Raw genomic sequence first — 20578 nt, forward strand, 5'->3', positions numbered from 1 at the left:
GTGACCACGACCGAGCCGCCGGTCACCACGACCGAGCCGCCGGTCACCACGACCGAGCCGCCGGTCACCACGACCGCCCCACCCGTGACCACCACAGACACCACGACGACCGACCCCACGACGACGGACTCCACCACCACGGCACCGTGAGGTCGTGGCCACCAGGCGTGCACCGGTGGCGGCGGAATTCGCGGCCGGAGCCTGAGGGGCCAGACCCGTTCGCCACTGCACCGCCCCGGGCGGCGCTATGGTCGGCGCCATGGTCGTCCACCGGCTCAGCAAGGACGAGGCCCGCCGGATCGCGGTGCAGGCGCAGCTGCTCGACGCGCCGCGCCCGACCGACCTCGTCGGTGTCGTGGAGCGCCTGACGATCCTTCAGATCGACCCCACCGCCGCCATCGCACCGAGCGCCGACCTCGTGCTGTGGAGCCGGCTCGGCTCCGCCTACCAGCCCGCTGACCTGGTCAAGGCTGTCGAAGCCGACCGCACCCTCGTCGAGACCGTCGCCTACATCCGGTCACCGCGCGACGTGCCAGCCGTGATCGCCGAGGTCCGCGACGCCGAGCCCTACCCCTCCCTGGCTGCGTGGCTCGAGACCAACGAGCCCTTCCGCCGCGACATCCTCGCGCTCCTGGAAGAGAAGGGCCCGCTGCTCTCCCGCGACATCCCCGACACGAGCGTCGAGCCGTGGCCGTCATCGGGCTGGACGAACAACCGCAACATCACCAAGATGCTCGAGGCCCTTGCCCTCCGCGGGCACGTCGCGATCTCGGGCCGGAAGGGCCGCCAGCGCTACTGGGACCTTCCCGAGCGCGTATACCCTCCGGACCTGCCGACGCTCGACCTCGACGCCGCCATCCGGCACCGCAATGAGCGCCGCCTCGCGGCCCTCGGCATCGCCCGGACCTCCGGCCTCCAGTTCCCGGGCGAGACTCCCTACGTCGGGGACGCCGGTGAGGAGGCCGTGGTCGAGGGCGTGCCGGGCACGTGGCGCGTCCACCCGGCATACCTCGGTATGCCGTTCAGCGGCCGCACGGCGCTGCTCTCCCCGTTCGACCGGCTCGTCCACGACCGCGTCCGCGCCGAGCAGCTCTTCTGCTTCGAGTACCTCCTCGAGATGTACAAGCCCAAGGACAAGCGCCGGTGGGGCTACTTCGCCCTCCCCGTCCTGCACGGCGACCGGCTGGTCGGCAAGCTCGACGCCACTGCCGACCGGAACGCCGGCGCCCTGGTCGTCAACGCGATCCACGAGGACATCCGCTTCACCAAGGGCATGGCCGCGGCGGTCCGCGCCGAGATCGACGACCTCGCCGCCTGGCTCGGCCTCGAGGTCACCGGCGCCTGAGCCCACACCGAGCCCACACCGAGCCCACACCCATCCCACACCCAGCCCACGCCTGAGCCGACGCCCGAGCCGACGCTGGACCCGGGGGCCGCCCTGCCGACGGGTCAGACTCCGACCACCAGGCGGACCGTCACCGTGTCTCCGACCTGCAGGCCTTCGGCCCTGCGGACCTCCGCCTTCACCGGCACGATGTAGCGCTCGCCCTTCGGCCACAGGGACGTCGTCCACCGAGTCCTCCCGATCCGCGCCGTGACGGGGATCATGCCCCAGCCGTAGCTCACGACGGCGGACATGGCGTCCAGCGCGGAGCAGCTCTCGTCCGGCACGGTGACGAAGTGCCATGGCGCAGGGCCTTTCCAGAACCACATCTCGCCGCTGAACTCCAGGTCCATCGGCTCAGGATAGGAGCGGGGACCCGCCCCGCCCCTCCGATTGAGGTGGTCAGTCGAGGCAGACGCAGAACGGGTGGCCGGCCGGGTCGAGGAAGACGCGGAAGGTGGTGCCCGGCTGGTGGTCGTGCAGTGTGGCCCCCAGCCCGACCACCGCGGCCTCGGCCGCGTCGAGGTCATCGACGACCACATCGAGGTGCATCTGCTGGGGCACCTGCTGCCCCGGCCACTGCGGCGGCGTGTAGTCATCGACTCGCTGGAAACACAGGCACTGGCCGTAGTCGGCACGGGCCTCGGCCCAGTCGCGCTCGACCTTCACGTCCCAGTCGAGCATCGCGCCGTAGAACGTCGCGAGCACTGCAGGATCGGGGCAGTCGAGGACGATGCTGGGGAAACGTGCGATGGCCATGCCCGGCACCCTAGAGGCGGTTGCGGACACATCGCGTCCGCTTCACCAGGCGGTCACTCGCCCGAAGCCCTGAGGGACGCCCTGCCCCGGGAGTAGATTCGATGCCATGGCGGACGCCGATCCCGCTGGTGTGGAGCAGATCCGGGCCTTCTTCACCGGTGAGCACCCCGGCCTGGCCGCGCAGCGCAAGCGGTTCCGGAGAATCCCCTCCTCACCGCGGTGCAAGCTGTGCGAGGCGCCCTTCGGCGGCTTCGGCGGCATGGCGTTCCGAGCCCTGGGCTACGGCCGCTCCGGCAACCCCTCGCTGTGCGAGAAGTGTGTCGCCGAGCTGCGCAAGCGCGGCGTGACCGGCCTGGAGATCCCGGTGAGCCTGCTGTTCTCCGACGTGCGCGGCTCCACCGCCCTGGGCGAACGGATGAGCCCCTCGGAGTTCCACGCCTTCCTCGACCACTTCTACCGGCTGGCCACCGACGCCATCGCCCGACACGACGGCCTGGTCGACAAGGTCGTCGGCGACGAGGTCATCGGCCTGTTCTTCGGCGGGATCTCCGGCCCCGACCACGCCGCCGCCGCGGTCCGGGCGGGCGCAGACCTCGCCGAAGCTGCGGCCTCCCCGGACGCCTCCGCCTCGGGCGCGATCCCGGTGGGCACGGCGGTGCACACCGGCACCGCGTTCGTCGGCGCCAGCGGCCCGATCGCGACCGTCGACGACTTCACGGCTCTGGGAGACACCGTCAACGCCACGGCGCGGCTCGCGTCGGTCGCCGCCGCCGGCGAGCTCATCGTCAGCGTGGCCGCCGCCGAGGCGGCCCGTGTCGAACCCGACGGGCTGGAGCGGCGCACCGTGGCGATCCGCGGCCGCACCGAGCCGCTGGAGGTGCTGGTGCTGCGCCCCGCCGACACCGCCGGGCAGCGCGCCGGCTGACCCGGCCGCCCGGAGCGAAGGGCCGCCTACTGGCGGACGCTGGCGAGCTTGGCCTCGACCTGGGCCCTGACGCGTGCGGTCAGTGCGGTGAGGGTCACCCCGGCCCCTGCGTGGTCGGGCGTGACGGTGGTCGCGGCAGCATCGGCGGGATGGTCCGCGCCGGCACCACCCGCGCCGGCACCGGCTCGCGGCTGTCGCACGCCCCACCAGGCGGCGAGCGCCGTGGTCAAGGGCACGGCTGCGATGAGGCCGATGGTGCCCACCGCGCTGCGCACGAGCTCGGTCGCGACCAGCTGGTCGGAGAGCACCTGGCCCACCGGGTTGTCGATCGCGGTGATGAGCACGAGCAGCGGCAGCGAGGCGCCGGCGTACGCGAGGATGATCGTGTTGATCACCGAGGCGATGTGGGCGCGCCCGACGCGCGTCGCTGCGGCATACAGCTGCCGGAAGCCGTAGCTGGGGTTCGCCTCCGCGAGCTCCTGCACGGTGACGGCCTGGGTGACCGTGACGTCATCGAGCACGCCCAGCGAGCCGATGAGGATGCCGGCCAGCAGCAGCCCCTGCATGTTGACCCCGTAGAGCACCCCGAGGTTCGCGGAGGTCTCGTCCGCGACGCCGGACAGGCGGGTCGCCTCCACGGAGGCGTAGGCCAGCACCCCCGTGAGCGTCAGGCTCGCGACGGTGCCGGCGACCGCGACCGTGGTGCTGCGGGTGACGCCGTGGGTGAGGTAGAGGACGGTGAGCGCGATGCCGATGGCGCCCACGATCGCCACCAGCAGCGGCGGCCGACCGGAGAGGATCGCCGGGATGACGAACATCAGCAGCACACCGAAGGTGATGCCCAGCCCCAGGAGGGCGGTGACGCCGCGGAGCCGCCCGAACGCGACGATCGCGAGCGCGAGCGCCGTGAGCAGCACCCACAGCTGGAGTCCCCGCTCGTGGTCGGTGACCTGGTAGCGCAGCTCCTCCGGGTTCGCGGGCGTGTACAGCAGGACGACGTCGTCGCCGACCGCGACGACCGGCGCGCCCGGGCCACCGGGCACGGTGGTCGAGACCGAGTAGCCGGACTGGGGGCCCTCCGTCAGCTTGACGTCCGCCTTCCCACACGCGGCCTTCATCGCCCCGCCGAGTCCGGTGGGCTCGCAGCCCTGGGTGGACAGTGCGGTGATGGTCCCGGACACCTGCTGGCCACCGTCGGGCAGCGACTGCGGCGCCTTGTCGGGCCACAGCAGCACCATCGCCACGACCACGCACAGGAGGGTGGCCCCGACCGCGATCAGCGCGGGGCGCTGGCCGCCGGTGTCCACGCCGGAACTGAGATGCCTGACCGCCATGTGCCCGTCCACTCCTCGTGCGCCGCCGAACCGCAGACAGCATGCCACGGCCTCCCGGCCAACGCCGAAGCCCCCGTCGCAGAACGGGCAAAACCTGCCAAACGCGCACGTATGCCGCGTGGGTTCCCACGCGGCACACGGATCACCCGCGCGGGCCCTGTTGCCGCAGGCGGAGCTCAGATGAAGAGCAGCTGCGCCCCCTCGGTCTTCTCGATGAAGTCGCTGGCGCTGATGATGCCCTCGACCTCCTCGTAGAGGTCCTGCTCGGTCAGGTGGTTCATGTCCGCCGACATCCGGCACGCCCACAGGTGGCCGCCGGAGGCGACGATCTGCTCGAGGAACTCCGGCACGTCGGGCACGTCGAGGTCGGCGATCGCCTTCTTCAGCCGCTCCGTCGCCATGTGCGTCACGCCGGGCAGGCCGCCCAGGCCCTGCGGCATGTGCGTCGCCGGGTTGCCCAGCGGGGTGAACTTGAGGTCGCCCATCGTCTTCCTGTTGATGATCTCGAAGCCCCAGAACGTGAAGAACAGGTGCGTCTCCACACCCTCCCCGAGCGCGGCGTTCGCCAGGATCAGCCCGGGGTAGGCCATGTCGAGGCTGCCCTTGGAGCAGATGATCGCGAGCTTGCGGCCCGCAGCACCTTCGGTGTCGAAGTTGGGGACGATGGCCGGGGCCGTGTCCATGCTCGTCATGACGAACCCTCTTCTCTCGGATGGACGGTCGGCGTGCGCGTGGGTCAGACGCAGCCGTGCGGCTTGGGCAGGCCCGCGATGTAGGCCATCTTCTTGGCTGGCTTCTGCGGGAAGAGCACGAAGAGCTGCTTGGTCGGGATGCCGCCGGCGACGGTCACCCTGCGCAGCGTGGGGGTCTCGCCCTTGACCGCGTAGTCGTCGCGCAGGAACCGGATCGCCTTCCAGTGCTCGTCACCGAGGTCGATGCCGATCTGGGCGGCGAGGGCCTTGCCGAGGGCCTCGTCCCACTCCTGGGGATCGGTGAGGAAACCCTCCTCGTTGACGTGCACCTGGCGGCCGTCGATGGTGGTGACGGGCATCGTTCTCACTCCTTGGTGGTCGTGCCGACGGTGGCGCCGGCAGGGATCCGCTTGCCTGCCATGGACATGTGGGCCGGGAGCGGAAGAGGGCGGCCCGGGAGCAGGACGTTCCAGTAGACCCAGCGGAACGCCAGCTTCCCGAGGTGGTTGGCCCGGGTCTCCCTCAGCAGCCGAAGCGGCCCGACCGCAGGCAGCGGGTAGGCGCCGGGCAGCGGCTCCGTGTCGTAGTTGAAGTCGATGAGCAGCCCCTTGCCGTCGCCGGACTCGACGAAGCAGTTGGCGTGGCCGTCGAAGGCCCCGGTCATCGGCTTCCCGGCGACGAGGTCGAGGAAGTTGTCGACGAAGATCTCGACCGAGAAATGGGCCACCGAGCCGGCCTTGGAGGCCGGGATGTCGGAGGCGTCGCCGAGGGCGAAGATGTTCGGGTGGGTCGTGGACTGCAGCGTGGCCCGGTCCACGGGGACGTAGTTGAGCTCGTCGCCCAGCCCGGAACGCTCGACGAAGTCGGCCCCCATGTTGAGCGGCACCGTCACGAGCAGGTCGAAGGGCACCTCGCGCTCGTCGTAGGAGACGAGCGCCTTCGCCTCGTTGTCGACCCGCTCGACCATGAAGTCGGGCTCGACGAGGATCTTGCGCTCGTCGAGCATGTCGCCGAGCTGTTTCGAGGCGATCGGCTGGGTGAAGGCGCCCGACAGCGGCGTGACGTAGACGAGCTCGACCCGGTCGCGCACTCCCCGCTCCCGCAGGTGGGCGTCGGCCAGGAAGGCGAACTCCAGCGGGGCCACCGGGCACTTGATCGGCATCTCGGTGATGTGGATGACCAGCCGCCCGTGGTCGAACCGCCTCAGGGCCTCCGCCAGGGCCGTGGAGCCCTCGAACGAGTAGAAGTCGAAGACGCTCCGGCGCCACTCCGCACCCAGCATCCCCGGCGTCTGGTCGGGTCGGGGCGTCGTGCCCGACGCGATGACGAGGTAGTCGTACGGCAGCTCCCGGCCGTCGCGCAGGACGACCCTGCTGCGCTCCGCGTCGACGCGATCGACCTCGGCGATGACGAAGTCGACCCCGTCGGGGATGAAGGCGTGGCGCTTGCGCACCACCTGGTCGGGCGTATAGGTCCCGAAGGGAAGGAAGAGGTAGCCGGGCTGGTACAGGTGGTCGTCGTCGCGGTCGACGACGGTGATCTCCCACTCGGAGCGGTCCAGGCGCCGGCGCAGCTTGTTGACCACCATCGTTCCGGCCGTGCCCCCACCGAGGACCACCAGTCGCCTCATCGCTCCCACTCCCACACTCACCCAGCCGCTCGCCGGCTCACCTCTTCGTCTGCTCCCGACGCTAGGCAGGCGCGGTCGTGGCAGACAGTGCCGAAAGTCCCATGTACCCCCGGGGGTATCTTCGTCAGGCGGGCCGGGACCATCGCCCCTGCCAGACCGCGCCGTCGCCACGCACGCTGGAGGGGGCGGCGAGAGGAGGCGGGCCGCACGTGCTCCGGGTCATCAGCGCACTGCGTGGCTACCCGCTGATCGGCCTGACCCTGCTCGTCGGTGCTGCCGGTGGAGTCCTCGAGCTCGGGGGCCAGCCGGTGGCGGCGCGGTGGCTGCTGTCCGTCTACACCCTGTCGTTCGCCGCGAGGCGGTCGCTGCACATGGTCGCCGCCCTCCGCCGGGGCAGGTACGGCGTGGACGTCCTCGCCGTGACCGCGATCGTCGCGACCGTCGCGGTCGGGGAGCACTGGGCCTCCCTCGTCGTCGTGCTGATGCTCACCACCGGCGAGGCGCTCGACACGATCGCGGCCGGCCGCGCCACCCGTGAGCTCTCGGCGCTGATGTCCCGTGCCCCACAGACGGCCCACCTGCTCGTCCCCCACGGGCAGTTCGACCGCAGCGTGGACGTGCCGGTCGACACGGTGTGCGCCGGCGACACGCTGCTGGTGAAGCCCGGGGAGATCCTGCCGGTGGACGGGGTGCTCCTCTCGGCCTCGGGCGCCTTCGACGAGTCCTCGCTGACCGGCGAGCCCCTGCCGGTGGAGCACACCCGCGGGGAGTCCCTGCTCTCCGGCTCGGTCAACGGCTCCAGCGCGATCCACGTGCGCGCCACGGCCGCGGCCGCCGACTCCCAGTACCAGCGGATCGTCGACCTCGTGGAGAACGCCCAGCGCTCGCGCGCCCCCTTCGTCCGGCTCGCCGACCGGGTGGCGGTGCCGTTCACGCTGCTCGCCTTCGCCATCGCCGGTGGCGCGTGGTGGCTCAGCGGCGACGTCGGGCGGTTCGCCGAGGTGCTCGTCGTCGCGACCCCCTGCCCGCTGCTCATCGCCGCGCCGGTCGCCTTCATGGCCGGCATGTCCCGAGCCGCGAGGCTGGGCATCATCGTCAAGGGCGGAGGCACCCTCGAGACGCTGGCGCGGGTGCGGACGGCGGCGTTCGACAAGACGGGCACCCTGACCCGCGGTGCGCCCGAGCTCGCGATGGTCCAGCCGGCCGACGGCCTCGGCGACGACGACCTCCTGGCCGCCGCCGCATCGGTCGAGCTCTTCTCCACCCACCCGCTCGCGTCCGCCATCGTGGCGGGGGCCCGCGAGCGCGGGCTCGAGGCCACGCCGGCGGTCGCCGCCACCGAGGCCACCGCCCGGGGAGCGACCGCGACGGTCGACGGCCACCGGGTCGTCGTCGGGAAGGCGAGCTTCGTCGCCGCGGAGGCGGGCGGCATACCCCCGCTCCCGCTGGGGCCGGGCGAGAGCGCCGTGCACGTGGCCATCGACGGCCGGTATGCCGGTCAGCTCGCCCTCGCGGACCGGGTGCGCCCGGAGGCCCACCGAACCCTGGCCGCGCTGCGCCGGTCCGGGGTGCACCACACGCTGATGCTCACCGGGGACGCCGAGCCCACCGCGCGCCACATCGCCGAGCAGATCGGCGTCGACGACGTGCGCGCCGGCCTGCTGCCGCAGGACAAGGTCGACGTCGTGGCCGGGCTCCCCGACCGGCCGGTGATGATGGTCGGGGACGGGGTCAACGACGCCCCCGTGCTGGCCGCGGCCGAGGTCGGGGTGGCCATGGGCGCGCGCGGCTCGACCGCGGCGAGCGAGTCCGCCGACGTCGTCGTCATGCTCGACGACCTCTACCGGTCGGTGCGGGCGGTGCAGATCGGGCGGCGCACGATGCGGGTCGCCTGGCAGGCGATCGCGATCGGTCTCGGTCTCTCCGTGGGCCTGATGCTGGTCGCGGCGGCGGGGTTCCTGCCCGCCATCGCCGGTGCGTGGGCCCAGGAGCTCGTCGACCTCGTCTGCATCCTCTGGGCGCTGCTGGCCCACCAGCCCGGGGCCGAGGAGCGCGAGAGCGGGCCGGAGCCGACCTGACCCGCCGCCGCTCGAGGACTGGCGGGCACTCACCGGGGTCGGGGAGACTGCGGGCCATGTCTGTTGACGTGACGACGAGCCCGACGCCCGAGCTGAGCCCCTCCACGCGGCGGTGGTTCCACTCAGCGGTCGTGTACCAGGTCTACCCGCGCAGCTTCCAGGACAGCAACGGCGACGGCATCGGCGACCTGCGGGGCATCATCGCCCGCCTCGACCACCTCGCCGCCCTGGGCGTCGACGTCGTGTGGCTCTCGCCGGTCTACGTCTCGCCGCAGGACGACAACGGCTACGACATCGCCGACTACCAGGACATCGACCCCACCTTCGGCACCCTCGCCGACTTCGACGAGCTGCTCGAGCAGGCACACGCGCGCGGCATACGCGTCGTCATGGACCTCGTGGTGAACCACACCTCCGACGAGCACCCGTGGTTCGTGGAGTCCCGTTCGTCGAAGGACAACCCCAAGCGCGACTGGTACTGGTGGCGGCCGGCGCGCGAGGGCATGGAGCCGGGCGCACACGGCGCGGAGCCGACGAACTGGGAGGCCTCGTTCAGCGGCTCCGCCTGGGAGTTCGACGAGGGGACGGGCGAGTACTACCTCCACCTGTTCTCGCGCAAGCAGCCCGACCTCAACTGGGAGAACCCGCAGGTGCGCGAGGCGGTCTACGCGATGATGCGCTGGTGGCTGGACCGGGGGGTCGACGGCTTCCGGATGGACGTCATCAACATGATCTCCAAGGACACCTCACTGCCCGACGGCCACCTCACCCACGGCGGGCTGTACGGCGACGGCAGCCCGCACTACCTCTGCGGGCCGCGGATCCACGAGTTCCTCCAGGAGATGCACCGCGAGGTGTTCGAGGGGCGTCAGGACCGGCTCCTCACGGTCGGGGAGATGCCCGGGGTGACGGTGGAGGAGGCCCGCCTCTTCACCGACCCCACGCGCCGCGAGGTCGACATGGTCTTCCAGTTCGAGCACGTCGGCCTCGACCACGGCGCACACAAGTGGGACCGCCGGCCGCTGCAGCTCGTCGACCTCAAGGCCTCCCTCGGGCGATGGCAGGCCGGGCTGGCCGACGTCGGCTGGAACAGCCTCTACTGGGACAACCACGACCAGCCCCGCGCGGTCTCGCGCTTCGGCGACGACGGCGAACACCGGGTCGCGTCGGCCAAGCTCCTCGCCACCGTGCTCCACCTGCACCGCGGCACGCCGTACATCTACCAAGGCGAGGAGCTGGGCATGACCAACGTGCCCTTCGCCGGCGCGGAGTCGTTCCTCGACATCGAGTCGGTCAACTACTTCGCCACGGCGATGGGGCAGGGCCTGGCCGCCGAGGAGGTGCTCGAGGCGCTGCGCGACGGCAGCCGCGACAACGCCCGCTCCCCCGTCCAGTGGGACGCCTCCCCGAACGCCGGCTTCACCACGGGCACGCCGTGGTTCCCCGTCAACCCGAACCATGACGTCATCAACGCCGAGCGCGAGGTCGCCGACCCGGACTCGGTGTTCCACCACTACCGGCGGCTCATCGAGCTGCGGCACACCGACCCCGTGGTGGCCGACGGCGACTTCCACATGCTGGTGCCGGAACACCCGACGCTCTACGCCTTCACGCGCTCGCTCGGGCCCGAGACGCTGCTGGTGCTCGCGAACTTCTCCGGCGAGGACCTGGCCGTCCCTGAACTCCCGGGCCAACCGGACTGGTCAGGGGCCGAGCTCGTGATCGGCAACCACGCCGACCCGGTGGCGCCCGAGGACGCCGGCCTTCCCGTCCTGCGGCCGTGGGAGGCCCGCGTGTACCGACGTCGCGGCTGAGCGGGCCCGGGGCTGGCCCGTCCCTCCGAGACTCCCGCGCGCGAGGCGCCCCAGCCCGGGATCCGGAGCCGGTCGCCCGGCACGATGGCGGCCAATGAGAGGGTGGGGCATGGCCGCGCGAACGACCAGCCCTCTGCCCTCGTGGACCACGGTCGCTCCCCCTCTCGGACTCGCCGCCCTCGTGCTGGCCTGGGGCCGCGACCTCGGCATCGTCCCCGTCGTCCTGGTGGCCGTCGCGCTGGCCGCCGCCGTGATTGCCGCGGTGCACCACGCCGAGGTCGTGGCGCACCGGGTCGGGGAGCCGTTCGGCTCCCTCGTCCTCGCGGTGGCCGTGACGATCATCGAGGTGGCGCTGATCGTCACCCTGATGGCGTCGGGCGGCAAGGACACGAGCTCCCTCGCCCGCGACACCGTGTTCGCCGCCGTGATGATCACCTGCAACGGCATCGTGGGGCTCAGCCTCTTCGTCGGCGCGCTGCGCTACCGACTGATCTCGTTCAACGCCGAGGGCACCGGCGCCGCCCTGGCCACGGTCACGACGCTCGCCGTGATGACGATGGTCGTGCCGACCTTCACCACCAGCGCGCCCGGACCGGAGTTCTCGACGGCGCAGCTGGCCTTCGCCGCGGTCATCTCCCTGGCGCTGTACGGGATGTTCGTCTCCACCCAGACCCGCAGGCACCGCGACTTCTTCCTTCCCGTCTCCGACGACGGCGCCCTGCTCGAGGACGACCACGCCGAGCCACCCACCGACCGGGCCACCCTCGCCAGCCTGGGCCTGCTGCTGCTCTCGCTCGTCGCCGTGGTCGGGCTGGCGAAGGTCGAGTCGCCGGCGATCGAGGCCGGCGTCGCCGCCGCCGGCTTCCCGCAGTCCTTCGTCGGCGTCGTCATCGCCCTGCTGGTGCTGCTCCCCGAGACGCTGGCCGCCGTGAACGCCGCCCGGCGCAAGCGGATCCAGATCAGCCTCAACCTCGCGCTCGGGTCGGCGATGGCGAGCATCGGCCTCACGATCCCCGCCATCGCGGTCGCGTCCATCTGGCTGGAGGGGCCGCTCCTGCTCGGGCTCGGGGCGACCCAGATGGTGCTGCTCGCGCTGACGGTGGTCGTCAGCGTGCTCACCGTCGTGCCGGGCCGGGCCACCCGCCTCCAGGGCGGCGTGCACCTCGTGCTGCTGGCCGCGTTCGTCTTCCTCGCCATCAACCCCTGACCCGCTCACCCAGATCTCCTCACCGCGGCGTGACGCTGGCGCTGACCCCGCGCGGACCCGGCGCGAGCGCGGGAGGGGCACCGCGGCATACGCTCGGCACGTGACCCGACTCGAGGCCGTCCTCGGCGACATCACGACCGAGCAGGTCGACGCCGTCGTCAACGCCGCGAACTCCGCTCTGCTCGGCGGAGGCGGCGTCGACGGCGCGATCCACGCGGCAGCGGGCCCCGCCCTGCTGCGGGAGTGCCAGCGCCTGCGCGAGACGACCCACCGCACCGGCCTGCCGGTCGGCGACGCGGTCGCGACAGGTGCTGGGGACCTCCCGGCGCGCTGGGTGATCCACACGGTCGGCCCGAACCGGCACCGCGGCCAGACCGACCCGGCCCTCCTCGCGTCGTGCTTCACCAGCAGCCTGCGGGTGGCCCGGGAGGTGGGGGCCCGCTCGGTCGCGTTCCCTGCCGTCAGTGCCGGCATCTACGGCTGGGACTCCGCGGAGGTCGCGCGCATCGCCGTCGCCGCGATCCGCGGGGACACGGACGCGACCGGAGGGATCGACCTCGTCAGGTTCGTGCTGTTCGGCCGACGCGTCCTGGCCGACTTCGAGCAGGCGCTGGCCCCGGCCTCAGGCTCCGGACCCGACTGACCGCCCCGCTGCCCGCCAGGCGCGTCCGCCTGCTCTGGGGGTCAGGGTGCCGAGTGGCCGGCGGGCACCGGCTGGTCGTCCAGGGCGGCGGTGATCAGCTTGCCCATCACCTCGACGGTGTGGGTGCCGCTGAGCGCGACGTGGCGGTTGGCGACGAAGCAGGGCACTGCGTTGATGCCGAGGTCCTTGGCGGCCTTCTCGTCCTCGCGCACATGGTCGGCGAAGTCCTTGCCCGCCAGCACGGCGGCCAGCCGCCGGCCGTCGAGGCCCGCCTCGCCACCGAGCCGCTGGAGGGTCTCGATGTCGTCGATGACCTTGCCCTCCGTGAAGTGGGCCGAGAACAGCCGCTCCAGCACGGCCGCCTGCAGCGCCGGCCCGCCCTGTGCCAGGCCGAGGGCGACCATCCGGTGGGCGTTGAACGAGTTGGCGTCCACCTGCAGGTCGACGTTGATGTCGATCCCGTCCGGGCGTCCGATGAGCGCGGCCCGTTCGGCGGTCTCGCGCGTCTCCTCCGGCCCCGTGCCGTGCCGCTCGGCCAGCCGGGACAGGACCGACCGTCCGGTGCCGACGGGCTTCATGGGGTCGAGCTCGAAGGCGCGGTAGGTGACGGTGACCTCCGCAGGGTGGGCGCTGTCGGCGATGGCACGCTCCAGACGCCGCTTTCCGATGTAGCACCACGGGCAGACCACGTCGACCCAGACCTCGATGTCGATAGCGCTCATGACCCCCATACTCACACGGACTGCACGGCGCGGCAGGGGACGAACGGCCCTGCCGCGGCAGCGGGTGCTGGTGCCTTCACGCCGACGGCCCGCGACCGCAGGGGTCGAGGGCCGTCGGGGGTATGCCGTGGGGCTGGGTCAGGGGCGCCCGTAGGTCACGTCGGCGGACCAGATGTCGCGCAGCGCGACGGCCTTGCCGGAGCGCGGGGAGTCCCACATCATGCCGTTGCCGGCGTAGATGCCGACGTGGCTGGCGGGTGCGCCGAAGAAGACCAGGTCGCCCGGCTGCGGGTCGGAGACCGGCGTGACGGCCTGCCGCTGCTCCTCCGCGGTGCGCGGGAGGCTGATGCCCACCTGGCGGAAGACGTACTGGGTGTACCCCGAGCAGTCGAAGCCGGTCTCGGGGCTCGTGCCGCCGTAGGAGTACATGATGCCCTCGTACTGCGCGGCGATCCCGAGGATGCCGCCGGTGGCGGGCTTGGTGGAGGGGAGCGGCGCGCGCTCGACGGAGCGGCTGGCGGCCTGCTCGACGCGCTCCGGGGCCGGCTCGGGGGCAGGAGCGGGGCGCGGCTTGGGCTTCGGCTTGGCGGTTGCCGTGAAGCCGATCTCGCCGAAGGCCGTCTGGGACGGCGCGGGGCTTGCGGGCGCCTTGACGGCCGCGACCGGAGCGGCGGCCGCGGTGGCGGCCTCAGGCTTCTCGGCCGGGGCGGCGTGGGCCGGGATGGCGAAGGCCGCGACGAGACCGCCGGAGGCGGCAAGGACGGCCGAGGTCTTGACCGCGGGCTGCGCAGACTGCGCGACGATGCCGGTCAGCTCGGACAGGGGGTTGAATCGACCTGGCGCGCGGTGACGGCCAGCAGCATGGTGAGCCACGTGGTGAACCTCCAACGCCTACGAGGTGAGCTGTCGGGTTCGGGTGGAGGTTGTCGTTCACCCGGCCCTCACGTCTGCCTCCCGACCTTGCGGGCTGCTCGCGTGGGGGCTTCACCCCAAGGGACGTCCGAGGACGCCCCACAAGTGGGTCCCCCGCTCCTGCCAGCGGTGTGTGTGTACCGGGCTCGTTCGTGGTGACAGGACTAGGCGGTCCACTGCGAGCCAACCTCTCCCAGGCGAGAGAGGTCCCCGACACGGTACACAGCGGCCCCTCCCATGTCACGCTGAGGTCACGGCGAGGCACGGAAAACGCCAGCAAACGGTCAAGACGGGACGCATCTCACCGCAGCTCTCCCGCTTCACGGGCCGCTGTCCTGCGCTCCCAACGCAGGAGGTGGCAATCCGGCACAGATCCCCCGAAGCGGGCAGAGGGGTCAGATCACGGGTCACTCGGCCGGACCAGGCCGGCGAACCGGCCCTGGGTCGTGCAGCCGCACGCCTCCACTCAGGCGAGCCCAGGTGGCCCGGCTCAGACGACGGCGGCGAAGACGTGCTGCGCGACCTCGTCGGGCAGCGACACACCGGCGGCCTCGGCCCCGCCCTCCCGCACCGCGATGACGCGCCCGTCCGCGCGGCGCACCTCGACCCGCTGGCCGGGCAGCAGCCCGGCAGCGGTGAGCAGCGTGAGGGCCTCGTGGTCGACCTGCACCGGCTCGCCGATCCGGCGGACCAGCACGGTGGCACCCTCGGTCAGCGCCAGCTCGGCGAGGCTCTTGACCCCCACCCGGAACTCCTCGTTGGGCTCCTCCCCCAGCTCGTCGAGGCCGGGGATGGGGTTGCCGTAGGGCGACTCGCGGTGGTCGCCGATCATGGCCAGGATCTTGCGCTCGACCCGCTCGGACATGACGTGCTCCCAGCGGCACGCCTCCTCGTGGACGTACTCCCACTCCAGGCCGATGACGTCGACGAGGAGCCGCTCGGCCAGGCGGTGCTTGCGCATGACGCGGGTGGCGATGAGCCGGCCCTCGTCGGTCAGCTCGAGGTGGCGGTCGCCCGCCAGCGTCAGGAGGCCGTCGCGCTGCATGCGGGCCACGGTCTGCGAGACGGTCGGACCGCTGTGCCCGAGGCGCTCGGCGATCCGGGCGCGCAGGGGCACGATCCCCTCCTCGACGAGCTCGTAGATCGTCCGGAGGTACATCTCGGTGGTGTCGATCAGATCCGTCACAGCACCTAGCCTCTCATCCATGGCTGTCAGCGTGGTGTGGGTGAGACGGGATCTTCGCATGCACGACCAGCCCGCCCTGCGCGAGGCGGCTGCCGTCGGTGACACCGTGCTCCCCCTCTTCGTGCTCGACCCGCGCCTCGTCGACACCGCGACCCCGCGGCGGGACCACCTGCTGGCCTCGCTGCGCGCCCTGGACGAGTCCATGGACGGCGCCCTCGTCGTCCGTCGCGGCCGGCCGGAGCAGGTGGTCGCGAAGGTCGCCGAGGAGGCGGGCGCAGGGACCGTGCACATCACCGCCGAGTCGACGCCCTACGGTCGGCGCCGCGACGCGAGGGTGCGCGCACAACTCGAGCGCGACGGGCGCTCGCTCGTGGCGTCGGGCACGCCGTATGCCGTGGGGCCGGGGTCCGTGCTCAAGCGCGACGGCACGCCGTTCCAGGTCTTCACGCCCTTCTCCAAGGCCTGGCGCGACCACGGGTGGCCGGGCCCGGCGCCGACGCCACGTGGCCTGCGGTGGGTGCGCGCCGTCGACGGCGACGGCATCCCCGAGGGGCCGGAGGTCGGGGGCGCCGGCGAGGCAGCCGCACGCCGCCGCTGGAGGTCGTGGCTCGAGCAGCACCTCGGCGACTACGACGGCGAGCGCGACCGCCCCGACCTCGACACCACCAGCAGGATGTCGATCCCGCTCAAGTACGGCGAGCTGCACCCACGCACCCTGCTCGCCGACGTCGCCGCCCACCCGGCCTCGGCCACCAGGGCTGCGCGCACCTTCATCAGCGAGCTGTGCTGGCGCGAGTTCTACGCCGACGTGCTGTGGCACCACCCCACCTCGGCCTGGGAGGACCTCAAGCCCGCGCTGTCGACGATGAGCTACACCCGTCCGGGGAAGGACCTCGGGGCCTGGCAGCGGGGCGAGACCGGCTACCCGATGGTCGACGCCGGCATGCGCCAGCTGCTGGCCGAGGGCTGGATGCACAACCGGGTCCGGATGATCACGGCCAGCTTCCTCGTCAAGGACCTGCACGTGTGGTGGCCGCACGGCGCCCGGCACTTCCTCGCGCACCTGCGCGACGGCGACATCGCGAGCAACAACCACGGGTGGCAGTGGGTCGCCGGCACCGGCACGGATGCCGCGCCGTACTTCCGGGTGTTCAACCCCGTCACCCAGGGGCTGAAGTTCGACCCGGAGGGCGAGTACGTGCGGCGGTGGGTGCCCGAGCTGCGCCACCTGCCGGGCAAGGCCGCCCACGAGCCGTGGGAGCACGACGACGGCTACGCCGAGGGCTACCCGGAGCGGATCGTCGACCACGCCGAGGAGCGGGACGAGGCACTGCGCCGCTACGAGGCCGCCCGCTCCTGAACGTCAGGCAAACCCACCCTCTTCCCGACGCTGGGCGCGGCCGCCTGGACCTTCTCCCGTCAGGGCGGGAGTCCGTCGGGGGTCGTGGCGGGGCACCCAGCGCGCCAGCCAGCCGCCACTGGCCAGCGACAGCGCCCCCAGCGCGATGCACGCGGCCGCGAGGGGAGCCACGACCGTGATGGCGCTGACGAGAAGCGGGCCCGCGGAGAGCCCGAAGTCGGCGAACAGCCGCCACCCGCCGAGGAACTGCGGGCGGGCGTCCGACGGTGCCGCGTCGGCGCCGAGCGTCATGACGATGCCCGAGCCGATGCCGTTGCCGAGGGCCAGCAGGAGCGCGACCGCGGTGAGCCCGGCCATCGAGCCGGTCAGCGGCAGCGCCATCATCCCGGCGCCGAGCACGACCACGGTGGGCACCGCGATCCACACCCGGCCGAAGCGGTCCATCACCGCACCGGCCGGGTAGAAGAGCAGCATGTCGAGGGCCCCCGCGATGCCGAACACCAGTGACGTCTGGGTGGCGGTGAGGCCGATGTGGTCGGCCCACAGCGGCACCAGCGAGACCCTCGCCCCGCGAGCGGCGGCGATCGCCAGGACGCCGGTGCCGAGGGTGAGCAGGGCGCGGCGGTGCTCGATGAGTACCGACCACACCGTCCGGCGCTGCAGGCCCCGCCGGGCGCGCTCGTGGTGCGCCGTGAGGTCCGGGAGCGCCAGCACGAGCGCGAAGGCCGCGGCGCTCGTGACGACGGCCACGGCATACGCGGCCCTGATGTCCCAGGCGGCGACCGCGGCCGCGCCCGCGAACGGGCCGACGAACAGGCCGATGCGGTGCACGCCGCCGAGCGTCGACAGCGCCCTGGCCCGCATGCCGATGGGCACGATCTCGGTGAGGTACGCCTGGCGCGCCAGGCCGAACAGCGCCCCGGACAGGCCCATGGCGAAGACCGCCGCGCCGAGCATCCAGACGCTCTGCGCCGACAGCGCGGCCGCCATCGCCGCCGCCTCCACGGCCGCGGCGACCAGGAGGGCACGTCGCTCGCCGATCCGGGCTGCGAGCGCCCCCGACGGGAGCGCCCCGGCCAGCTGGCCGACGCCGAGCAGGGCCACGGTCAGCGCGGCCACCCCCACGGAGGCACCGAGCTCGCGAGCGCTCAGCGCCAGCACGGGCAGCACCGCCCCGTGGCCCAGCGAGGCCAGCACGGTCGGGCCGAACGCGGGGACGGCGATCCGGCTCAGGCGGAAGGGCTCCTCGGCGACGGGCACCGCGTCATTCTCACCCGGAGCACCGACGCGGCGCCCGGCGACGCCCGGCGCGACGCCCCCCCGCGGCGTCCGCGGGGCTCTCGCCCGAGTCAGAGCAGGGTGGCCGAGCCGATCCAGGTGGTGACCCCGGCCGTCAGCCCCGTGGTCAGGGCGAAGGCCCCCACCGTGGCGAGCACCCCGAGGAGGCGTCGACGGCGCGACCCACCCGCCGGGAGCGCCGCGCTCCGCAGGCGTGCGAGACCGCGGGCCCCGTGGTGGAGCAGCCGGCGGGCCCAGTGGTGCTCGAGCGCGAGCAGCGCGAGGCCCAGCACGATGACGACCAGCCCGGGGCCGGGCAGCACGAGCATCGCCACCCCCGCCAGCACCACCAGCGGGCCGAGCACGGTCACGCCCACGCGCACCAGGGTCGCGCGCACGGGCCCGCCGCTCGACCACGCGTCGACGCGCTCGAGCAGGAGCTGGGCGCGCGGTGGCAGGGAGGGGTGGTGGTGCATGGGGCTCCCGGGGTCGGTGGGCGGGCAGGCGCCCCATGATGACGGCTCTTCCTGTGAGCCGGCTCCACGCGACCACGTCGTCGCCGCTAGCGTCGGCACCGTGAGCGCCACCCTGACAGTGCCCTCCCGCTACTGCGGCCCGCCCGAGTCGGGCAACGGCGGCTGGACCAGCGGCCACCTCGCGACGCAGGTCACCGCCTCACCCGGCCGACCCGCCGTGTCGGTGCGGCTGCGCACGCCTCCCCCGCTCGACCGGCCGATGCAGGTGCGCCCCGGTGACGACGGCGAGGCGCTGCTCGTCGACGGCGACGTGCTCGTCGCGAGCGCCGCGCCCGTCCCGCCACTGCCACGCGCGGACCTCCCCGCCCCGGTCACCTTCGCCGAGGCGCTGGGCGTTGCCGGCAGCTATGCCGGGCTGCACGACCACCCCTTCCCCACGTGCTTCTCGTGCGGCACGGACCGCGACCCGGCCGACGCGCTCTGCCTGCGCCCGGGCGCCGTGCCCGGCCGCGAGGGCGTGCACGCAGCGGCGTGGGTGCCGCAAGAGTCGACGCCCGAGGTCGTGTGGGCGGCGCTCGACTGCCCCGGCGCGTGGGCGCTCGGGGTCGGCGGCCGCCCGATGGTGCTGGGCACGATGACCGCCGAGGTCGACGCGCTGCCCGAGGTCGGGGAGGAGCACGTGGTCATGGCGTGGGCGCGTGGCTCGGAGGGCCGCAAGCACTGGTGTGGCACGGCGCTGTATGCCGCGGACGGGCGCCTCCTCGCGCTCGCCGACGCGACGTGGATCGCCATCGACCCCAGCACGGTCCGGCCCGTGGGGAGCGCGACGTGAGCGAGCAGCAGGGCCCCGTCACCCGCACCGCGGTGGTCACCGGCGCGAGCGGAGGCATCGGGGCGGCGACGGCCCGGCTGCTGGCCCGCGAGGGGTTCACCGTGGTGTGTGCGGCCCGCCGCCTCGACCGGGTGCAGGCCCTGGCCGAGGAGGTCGGCGGGGTCGCGGTGCAGTGCGACGTGACCGACCCGGACGACGTCGCCCGGCTCGCCGAGGTGGTCGGGCCCCGGCTCGACGTCCTGGTCAACAACGCCGGCGGCGCCCACGGCCTCGACCCCGTGGAGACGGCGAGGGTCGAGGACTGGGAGCGGATGTACGCCGTCAACGTCATCGGCACCCTGCGGGTCACCCAGGCCCTGCTGCCGGCGCTCAGGGTCAGCGGTGCCGGGATCGTCGTCAACGTCGGGTCCACCGCGGGCCGGGTCGCCTACGAGGGTGGCGGCGGCTACACCGCGGCCAAGCACGCCGTCGCGGTGATGACCGAGACGCTGCGCCTCGAGCTCGTCGACCAGCCGGTGCGGGTCACCGAGGTCGCGCCCGGGATGGTCCGCACCGAGGGCTTCGCCCTGACGCGCTTCGGCGGCGACCGCGAGCGGGCCGACGCGGTCTACGCCGGTGTGGCCGAGCCGCTCGTGGCCGAGGACGTGGCGGACGCCATCGTCTGGATGGCGACCCGCCCCGCCCACGTCAACGTCGACCTGCTCGTCATCAAGCCGCGCGCCCAGGCCGCGCAGCACAAGGTGCACCGCGAGCCCTGACCCTCCAGCCCTGGCCCTCCAGCCCTGGCCCTCCAGCCCTGACCCGCAATGGCGCCGTTCGTCCTGAAAGGTTCGCCCAACCTTTTCCCTGAGGGCGAAGCTTCGCCCGCCGAGGAAAGGTTGGGCGAACCTTTCCCCGGCCAGGGGAGCCGACGGCCTCGGACAGCAGCCCGGGAACCGTCAGGCGAAGCGGATCCGCAGGGGACCCGGGCGGGTACCGCGGACGGTCTGGACGTCGCCGTCGCGGCTGACGTCCACGCCGACTCGCTCCTCCACCGGCCGGGCGCCGCGCAGCACGACCTCGGTGCCGCCCGGCTGCCCCGGGAAGCCGAGGCCCGGGTGGAACGCCAGGCCGTCCTCGCCCGCCGCGCTGAGCTCCGCGCTGGCCCACTCGACCCGGCCCGCGGGCGTGTCGAGGCCGAGGGCGAGCAGGTGCCCGGACCGCGGCGGCAGGTGCAGCGCTTCTCCACCCGCCAAGGGGGTGCCGTCGAGCGAGACCGTCGTCGGGTTGGTGTGGCCGCTGATGTTGGTCACGTGGAGCATCCGCTGGCCGTCGCCGGTGCGCGTGGTCGTGACGAACGCGCCCGG

At 73.0% G+C, this 20578-nt stretch carries 21 protein-coding genes and 1 riboswitch; of the genes, 9 read left to right on the forward strand and 12 right to left on the reverse strand.

Annotation, left to right across the window (positions count from 1 at the left end; all coding sequences use genetic code 11):
* Window positions 1-259 precede the first annotated feature (259 nt).
* Window positions 260-1345 (forward strand): DNA glycosylase AlkZ-like family protein, encoded by a 1086-nt coding sequence (locus tag VIB11_RS12245; protein WP_332031509.1) that lies wholly within the window; start codon window positions 260-262, stop codon window positions 1343-1345.
* A 104-nt stretch (window positions 1346-1449) separates the two neighbouring features.
* Here VIB11_RS12245 and VIB11_RS12250 read toward each other — a convergent pair whose 3' ends face one another.
* Window positions 1450-1737 (reverse strand): DUF1905 domain-containing protein, encoded by a 288-nt coding sequence (locus VIB11_RS12250; RefSeq protein WP_332031510.1) that lies wholly within the window; start codon window positions 1735-1737, stop codon window positions 1450-1452.
* A gap of 49 nt (window positions 1738-1786) precedes the next feature.
* A complete protein-coding gene (locus tag VIB11_RS12255) occupies window positions 1787-2143 on the reverse strand; it encodes a VOC family protein (protein WP_332031511.1) in 357 nt (118 codons plus the stop codon).
* Window positions 2144-2249: 106 nt separating this feature from the next.
* Here VIB11_RS12255 and VIB11_RS12260 point away from each other — a divergent pair, with 106 nt between their 5' ends.
* Window positions 2250-3068: an adenylate/guanylate cyclase domain-containing protein gene (locus VIB11_RS12260; protein ID WP_332031512.1), complete on the forward strand. Its 819-nt coding sequence runs from the start codon at window positions 2250-2252 to the stop codon at window positions 3066-3068.
* Between the two features lie 26 nt (window positions 3069-3094).
* On the opposite strand, the gene VIB11_RS12265 is transcribed toward VIB11_RS12260, so the two are convergent.
* The 4 genes from VIB11_RS12265 to sqr form a co-directional block, all read right to left on the reverse strand.
* Window positions 3095-4375, reverse strand: coding sequence for a YibE/F family protein (locus VIB11_RS12265; protein WP_332031513.1), 1281 nt, complete (start codon window positions 4373-4375; stop codon window positions 3095-3097).
* Window positions 4376-4578: 203 nt separating this feature from the next.
* Entirely contained in the window at window positions 4579-5094 is a 516-nt protein-coding gene (locus VIB11_RS12270; RefSeq protein ID WP_332031514.1) for a DsrE/DsrF/DrsH-like family protein, read from the reverse strand.
* 44 nt (window positions 5095-5138) lie between these two features.
* Window positions 5139-5453 (reverse strand): TusE/DsrC/DsvC family sulfur relay protein, encoded by a 315-nt coding sequence (locus tag VIB11_RS12275; protein WP_332031515.1) that lies wholly within the window; start codon window positions 5451-5453, stop codon window positions 5139-5141.
* A gap of 5 nt (window positions 5454-5458) precedes the next feature.
* A complete protein-coding gene (gene sqr, locus VIB11_RS12280; protein ID WP_332031516.1) occupies window positions 5459-6724 on the reverse strand; it encodes a type III sulfide quinone reductase, selenoprotein subtype in 1266 nt (421 codons plus the stop codon).
* A gap of 209 nt (window positions 6725-6933) precedes the next feature.
* On the opposite strand from sqr, the gene VIB11_RS12285 reads away from it, so the two are divergent.
* The 4 genes from VIB11_RS12285 (at window position 6934) to VIB11_RS12300 (ending at window position 12466) form a co-directional block, all read left to right on the forward strand.
* Window positions 6934-8802, forward strand: coding sequence for a heavy metal translocating P-type ATPase (locus tag VIB11_RS12285; protein WP_332031517.1), 1869 nt, complete (start codon window positions 6934-6936; stop codon window positions 8800-8802).
* 56 nt (window positions 8803-8858) lie between these two features.
* Window positions 8859-10616 carry an alpha-glucosidase gene (locus VIB11_RS12290; protein ID WP_332031518.1) on the forward strand — a complete coding sequence of 586 codons (1758 nt, stop codon included), beginning with the start codon at window positions 8859-8861 and terminating at the stop codon, window positions 10614-10616.
* A gap of 109 nt (window positions 10617-10725) precedes the next feature.
* Window positions 10726-11823 (forward strand): ionic transporter y4hA, encoded by a 1098-nt coding sequence (locus tag VIB11_RS12295; protein WP_332031519.1) that lies wholly within the window; start codon window positions 10726-10728, stop codon window positions 11821-11823.
* A gap of 100 nt (window positions 11824-11923) precedes the next feature.
* Window positions 11924-12466, forward strand: coding sequence for an O-acetyl-ADP-ribose deacetylase (locus VIB11_RS12300; protein ID WP_332031520.1), 543 nt, complete (start codon window positions 11924-11926; stop codon window positions 12464-12466).
* 41 nt (window positions 12467-12507) lie between these two features.
* On the opposite strand, the gene VIB11_RS12305 is transcribed toward VIB11_RS12300, so the two are convergent.
* From VIB11_RS12305 to VIB11_RS12315, 3 genes are all read right to left on the reverse strand, one after another.
* Window positions 12508-13188 (reverse strand): DsbA family oxidoreductase, encoded by a 681-nt coding sequence (locus VIB11_RS12305; RefSeq protein ID WP_332031521.1) that lies wholly within the window; start codon window positions 13186-13188, stop codon window positions 12508-12510.
* Window positions 13189-13326: 138 nt separating this feature from the next.
* Window positions 13327-14061, reverse strand: coding sequence for a C40 family peptidase (locus VIB11_RS12310; protein ID WP_332031522.1), 735 nt, complete (start codon window positions 14059-14061; stop codon window positions 13327-13329).
* A 4-nt stretch (window positions 14062-14065) separates the two neighbouring features.
* Window positions 14066-14239, reverse strand: a riboswitch (cyclic di-AMP (ydaO/yuaA leader).
* A 351-nt stretch (window positions 14240-14590) separates the two neighbouring features.
* On the reverse strand, window positions 14591-15286 hold the full coding sequence (locus VIB11_RS12315; protein WP_332031523.1) for a metal-dependent transcriptional regulator: 696 nt from the start codon (window positions 15284-15286) through the stop codon (window positions 14591-14593).
* Between the two features lie 19 nt (window positions 15287-15305).
* Between VIB11_RS12315 and VIB11_RS12320 the strand changes: the two genes are divergently transcribed.
* Window positions 15306-16646 carry a deoxyribodipyrimidine photo-lyase gene (locus tag VIB11_RS12320; RefSeq protein WP_332031524.1) on the forward strand — a complete coding sequence of 447 codons (1341 nt, stop codon included), beginning with the start codon at window positions 15306-15308 and terminating at the stop codon, window positions 16644-16646.
* Window positions 16647-16649: 3 nt separating this feature from the next.
* Here VIB11_RS12320 and VIB11_RS12325 read toward each other — a convergent pair whose 3' ends face one another.
* Window positions 16650-17906, reverse strand: a complete 1257-nt coding sequence (locus VIB11_RS12325; protein ID WP_332031525.1) for an MFS transporter — start codon at window positions 17904-17906, stop codon at window positions 16650-16652.
* A gap of 89 nt (window positions 17907-17995) precedes the next feature.
* The gene (locus VIB11_RS12330; RefSeq protein WP_332031526.1) at window positions 17996-18400 is read right to left on the reverse strand and encodes a PGPGW domain-containing protein; all 405 of its coding nucleotides are present in this window, start codon (window positions 18398-18400) and stop codon (window positions 17996-17998) included.
* 100 nt (window positions 18401-18500) lie between these two features.
* Between VIB11_RS12330 and VIB11_RS12335 the strand changes: the two genes are divergently transcribed.
* Together VIB11_RS12335 and VIB11_RS12340 are read left to right on the forward strand one after the other, a co-directional pair.
* Complete coding sequence (locus VIB11_RS12335; protein ID WP_332031527.1) at window positions 18501-19232, forward strand: hypothetical protein; 732 nt, start codon at window positions 18501-18503, stop codon at window positions 19230-19232.
* A complete protein-coding gene (locus VIB11_RS12340; RefSeq protein ID WP_332031528.1) occupies window positions 19229-19990 on the forward strand; it encodes an SDR family NAD(P)-dependent oxidoreductase in 762 nt (253 codons plus the stop codon). Before VIB11_RS12335 ends, VIB11_RS12340 begins: the two co-directional genes overlap by 4 nt.
* A 180-nt stretch (window positions 19991-20170) precedes the next feature.
* Here VIB11_RS12340 and VIB11_RS12345 read toward each other — a convergent pair.
* Window positions 20171-20578: hypothetical protein (locus VIB11_RS12345; RefSeq protein WP_332031529.1), on the reverse strand; the 408-nt coding region annotated here is incomplete at its 5' end.

The organism is Pedococcus sp., from assembly GCF_036554925.1.
Classification (GTDB): domain Bacteria; phylum Actinomycetota; class Actinomycetes; order Actinomycetales; family Dermatophilaceae; genus Pedococcus_A.

Excerpts from the sequence above, each read along its gene's own strand:
- VIB11_RS12245 (WP_332031509.1), top strand. The coding sequence starts at position 260 with ATGGTCGTCCACCGGCTCAGCAAGGACGAGGCCCGCCGGATCGCGGTG.
- VIB11_RS12250 (WP_332031510.1), bottom strand. The coding sequence starts at position 1,737 with ATGGACCTGGAGTTCAGCGGCGAGATGTGGTTCTGGAAAGGCCCTGCG.
- VIB11_RS12255 (WP_332031511.1), bottom strand. The coding sequence starts at position 2,143 with ATGGCCATCGCACGTTTCCCCAGCATCGTCCTCGACTGCCCCGATCCT.
- VIB11_RS12260 (WP_332031512.1), top strand. The coding sequence starts at position 2,250 with ATGGCGGACGCCGATCCCGCTGGTGTGGAGCAGATCCGGGCCTTCTTC.
- VIB11_RS12270 (WP_332031514.1), bottom strand. The coding sequence starts at position 5,094 with ATGACGAGCATGGACACGGCCCCGGCCATCGTCCCCAACTTCGACACC.
- VIB11_RS12275 (WP_332031515.1), bottom strand. The coding sequence starts at position 5,453 with ATGCCCGTCACCACCATCGACGGCCGCCAGGTGCACGTCAACGAGGAG.
- sqr (WP_332031516.1), bottom strand. The coding sequence starts at position 6,724 with ATGAGGCGACTGGTGGTCCTCGGTGGGGGCACGGCCGGAACGATGGTG.
- VIB11_RS12290 (WP_332031518.1), top strand. The coding sequence starts at position 8,859 with ATGTCTGTTGACGTGACGACGAGCCCGACGCCCGAGCTGAGCCCCTCC.
- VIB11_RS12295 (WP_332031519.1), top strand. The coding sequence starts at position 10,726 with ATGGCCGCGCGAACGACCAGCCCTCTGCCCTCGTGGACCACGGTCGCT.
- VIB11_RS12305 (WP_332031521.1), bottom strand. The coding sequence starts at position 13,188 with ATGAGCGCTATCGACATCGAGGTCTGGGTCGACGTGGTCTGCCCGTGG.
- VIB11_RS12320 (WP_332031524.1), top strand. The coding sequence starts at position 15,306 with ATGGCTGTCAGCGTGGTGTGGGTGAGACGGGATCTTCGCATGCACGAC.
- VIB11_RS12330 (WP_332031526.1), bottom strand. The coding sequence starts at position 18,400 with ATGCACCACCACCCCTCCCTGCCACCGCGCGCCCAGCTCCTGCTCGAG.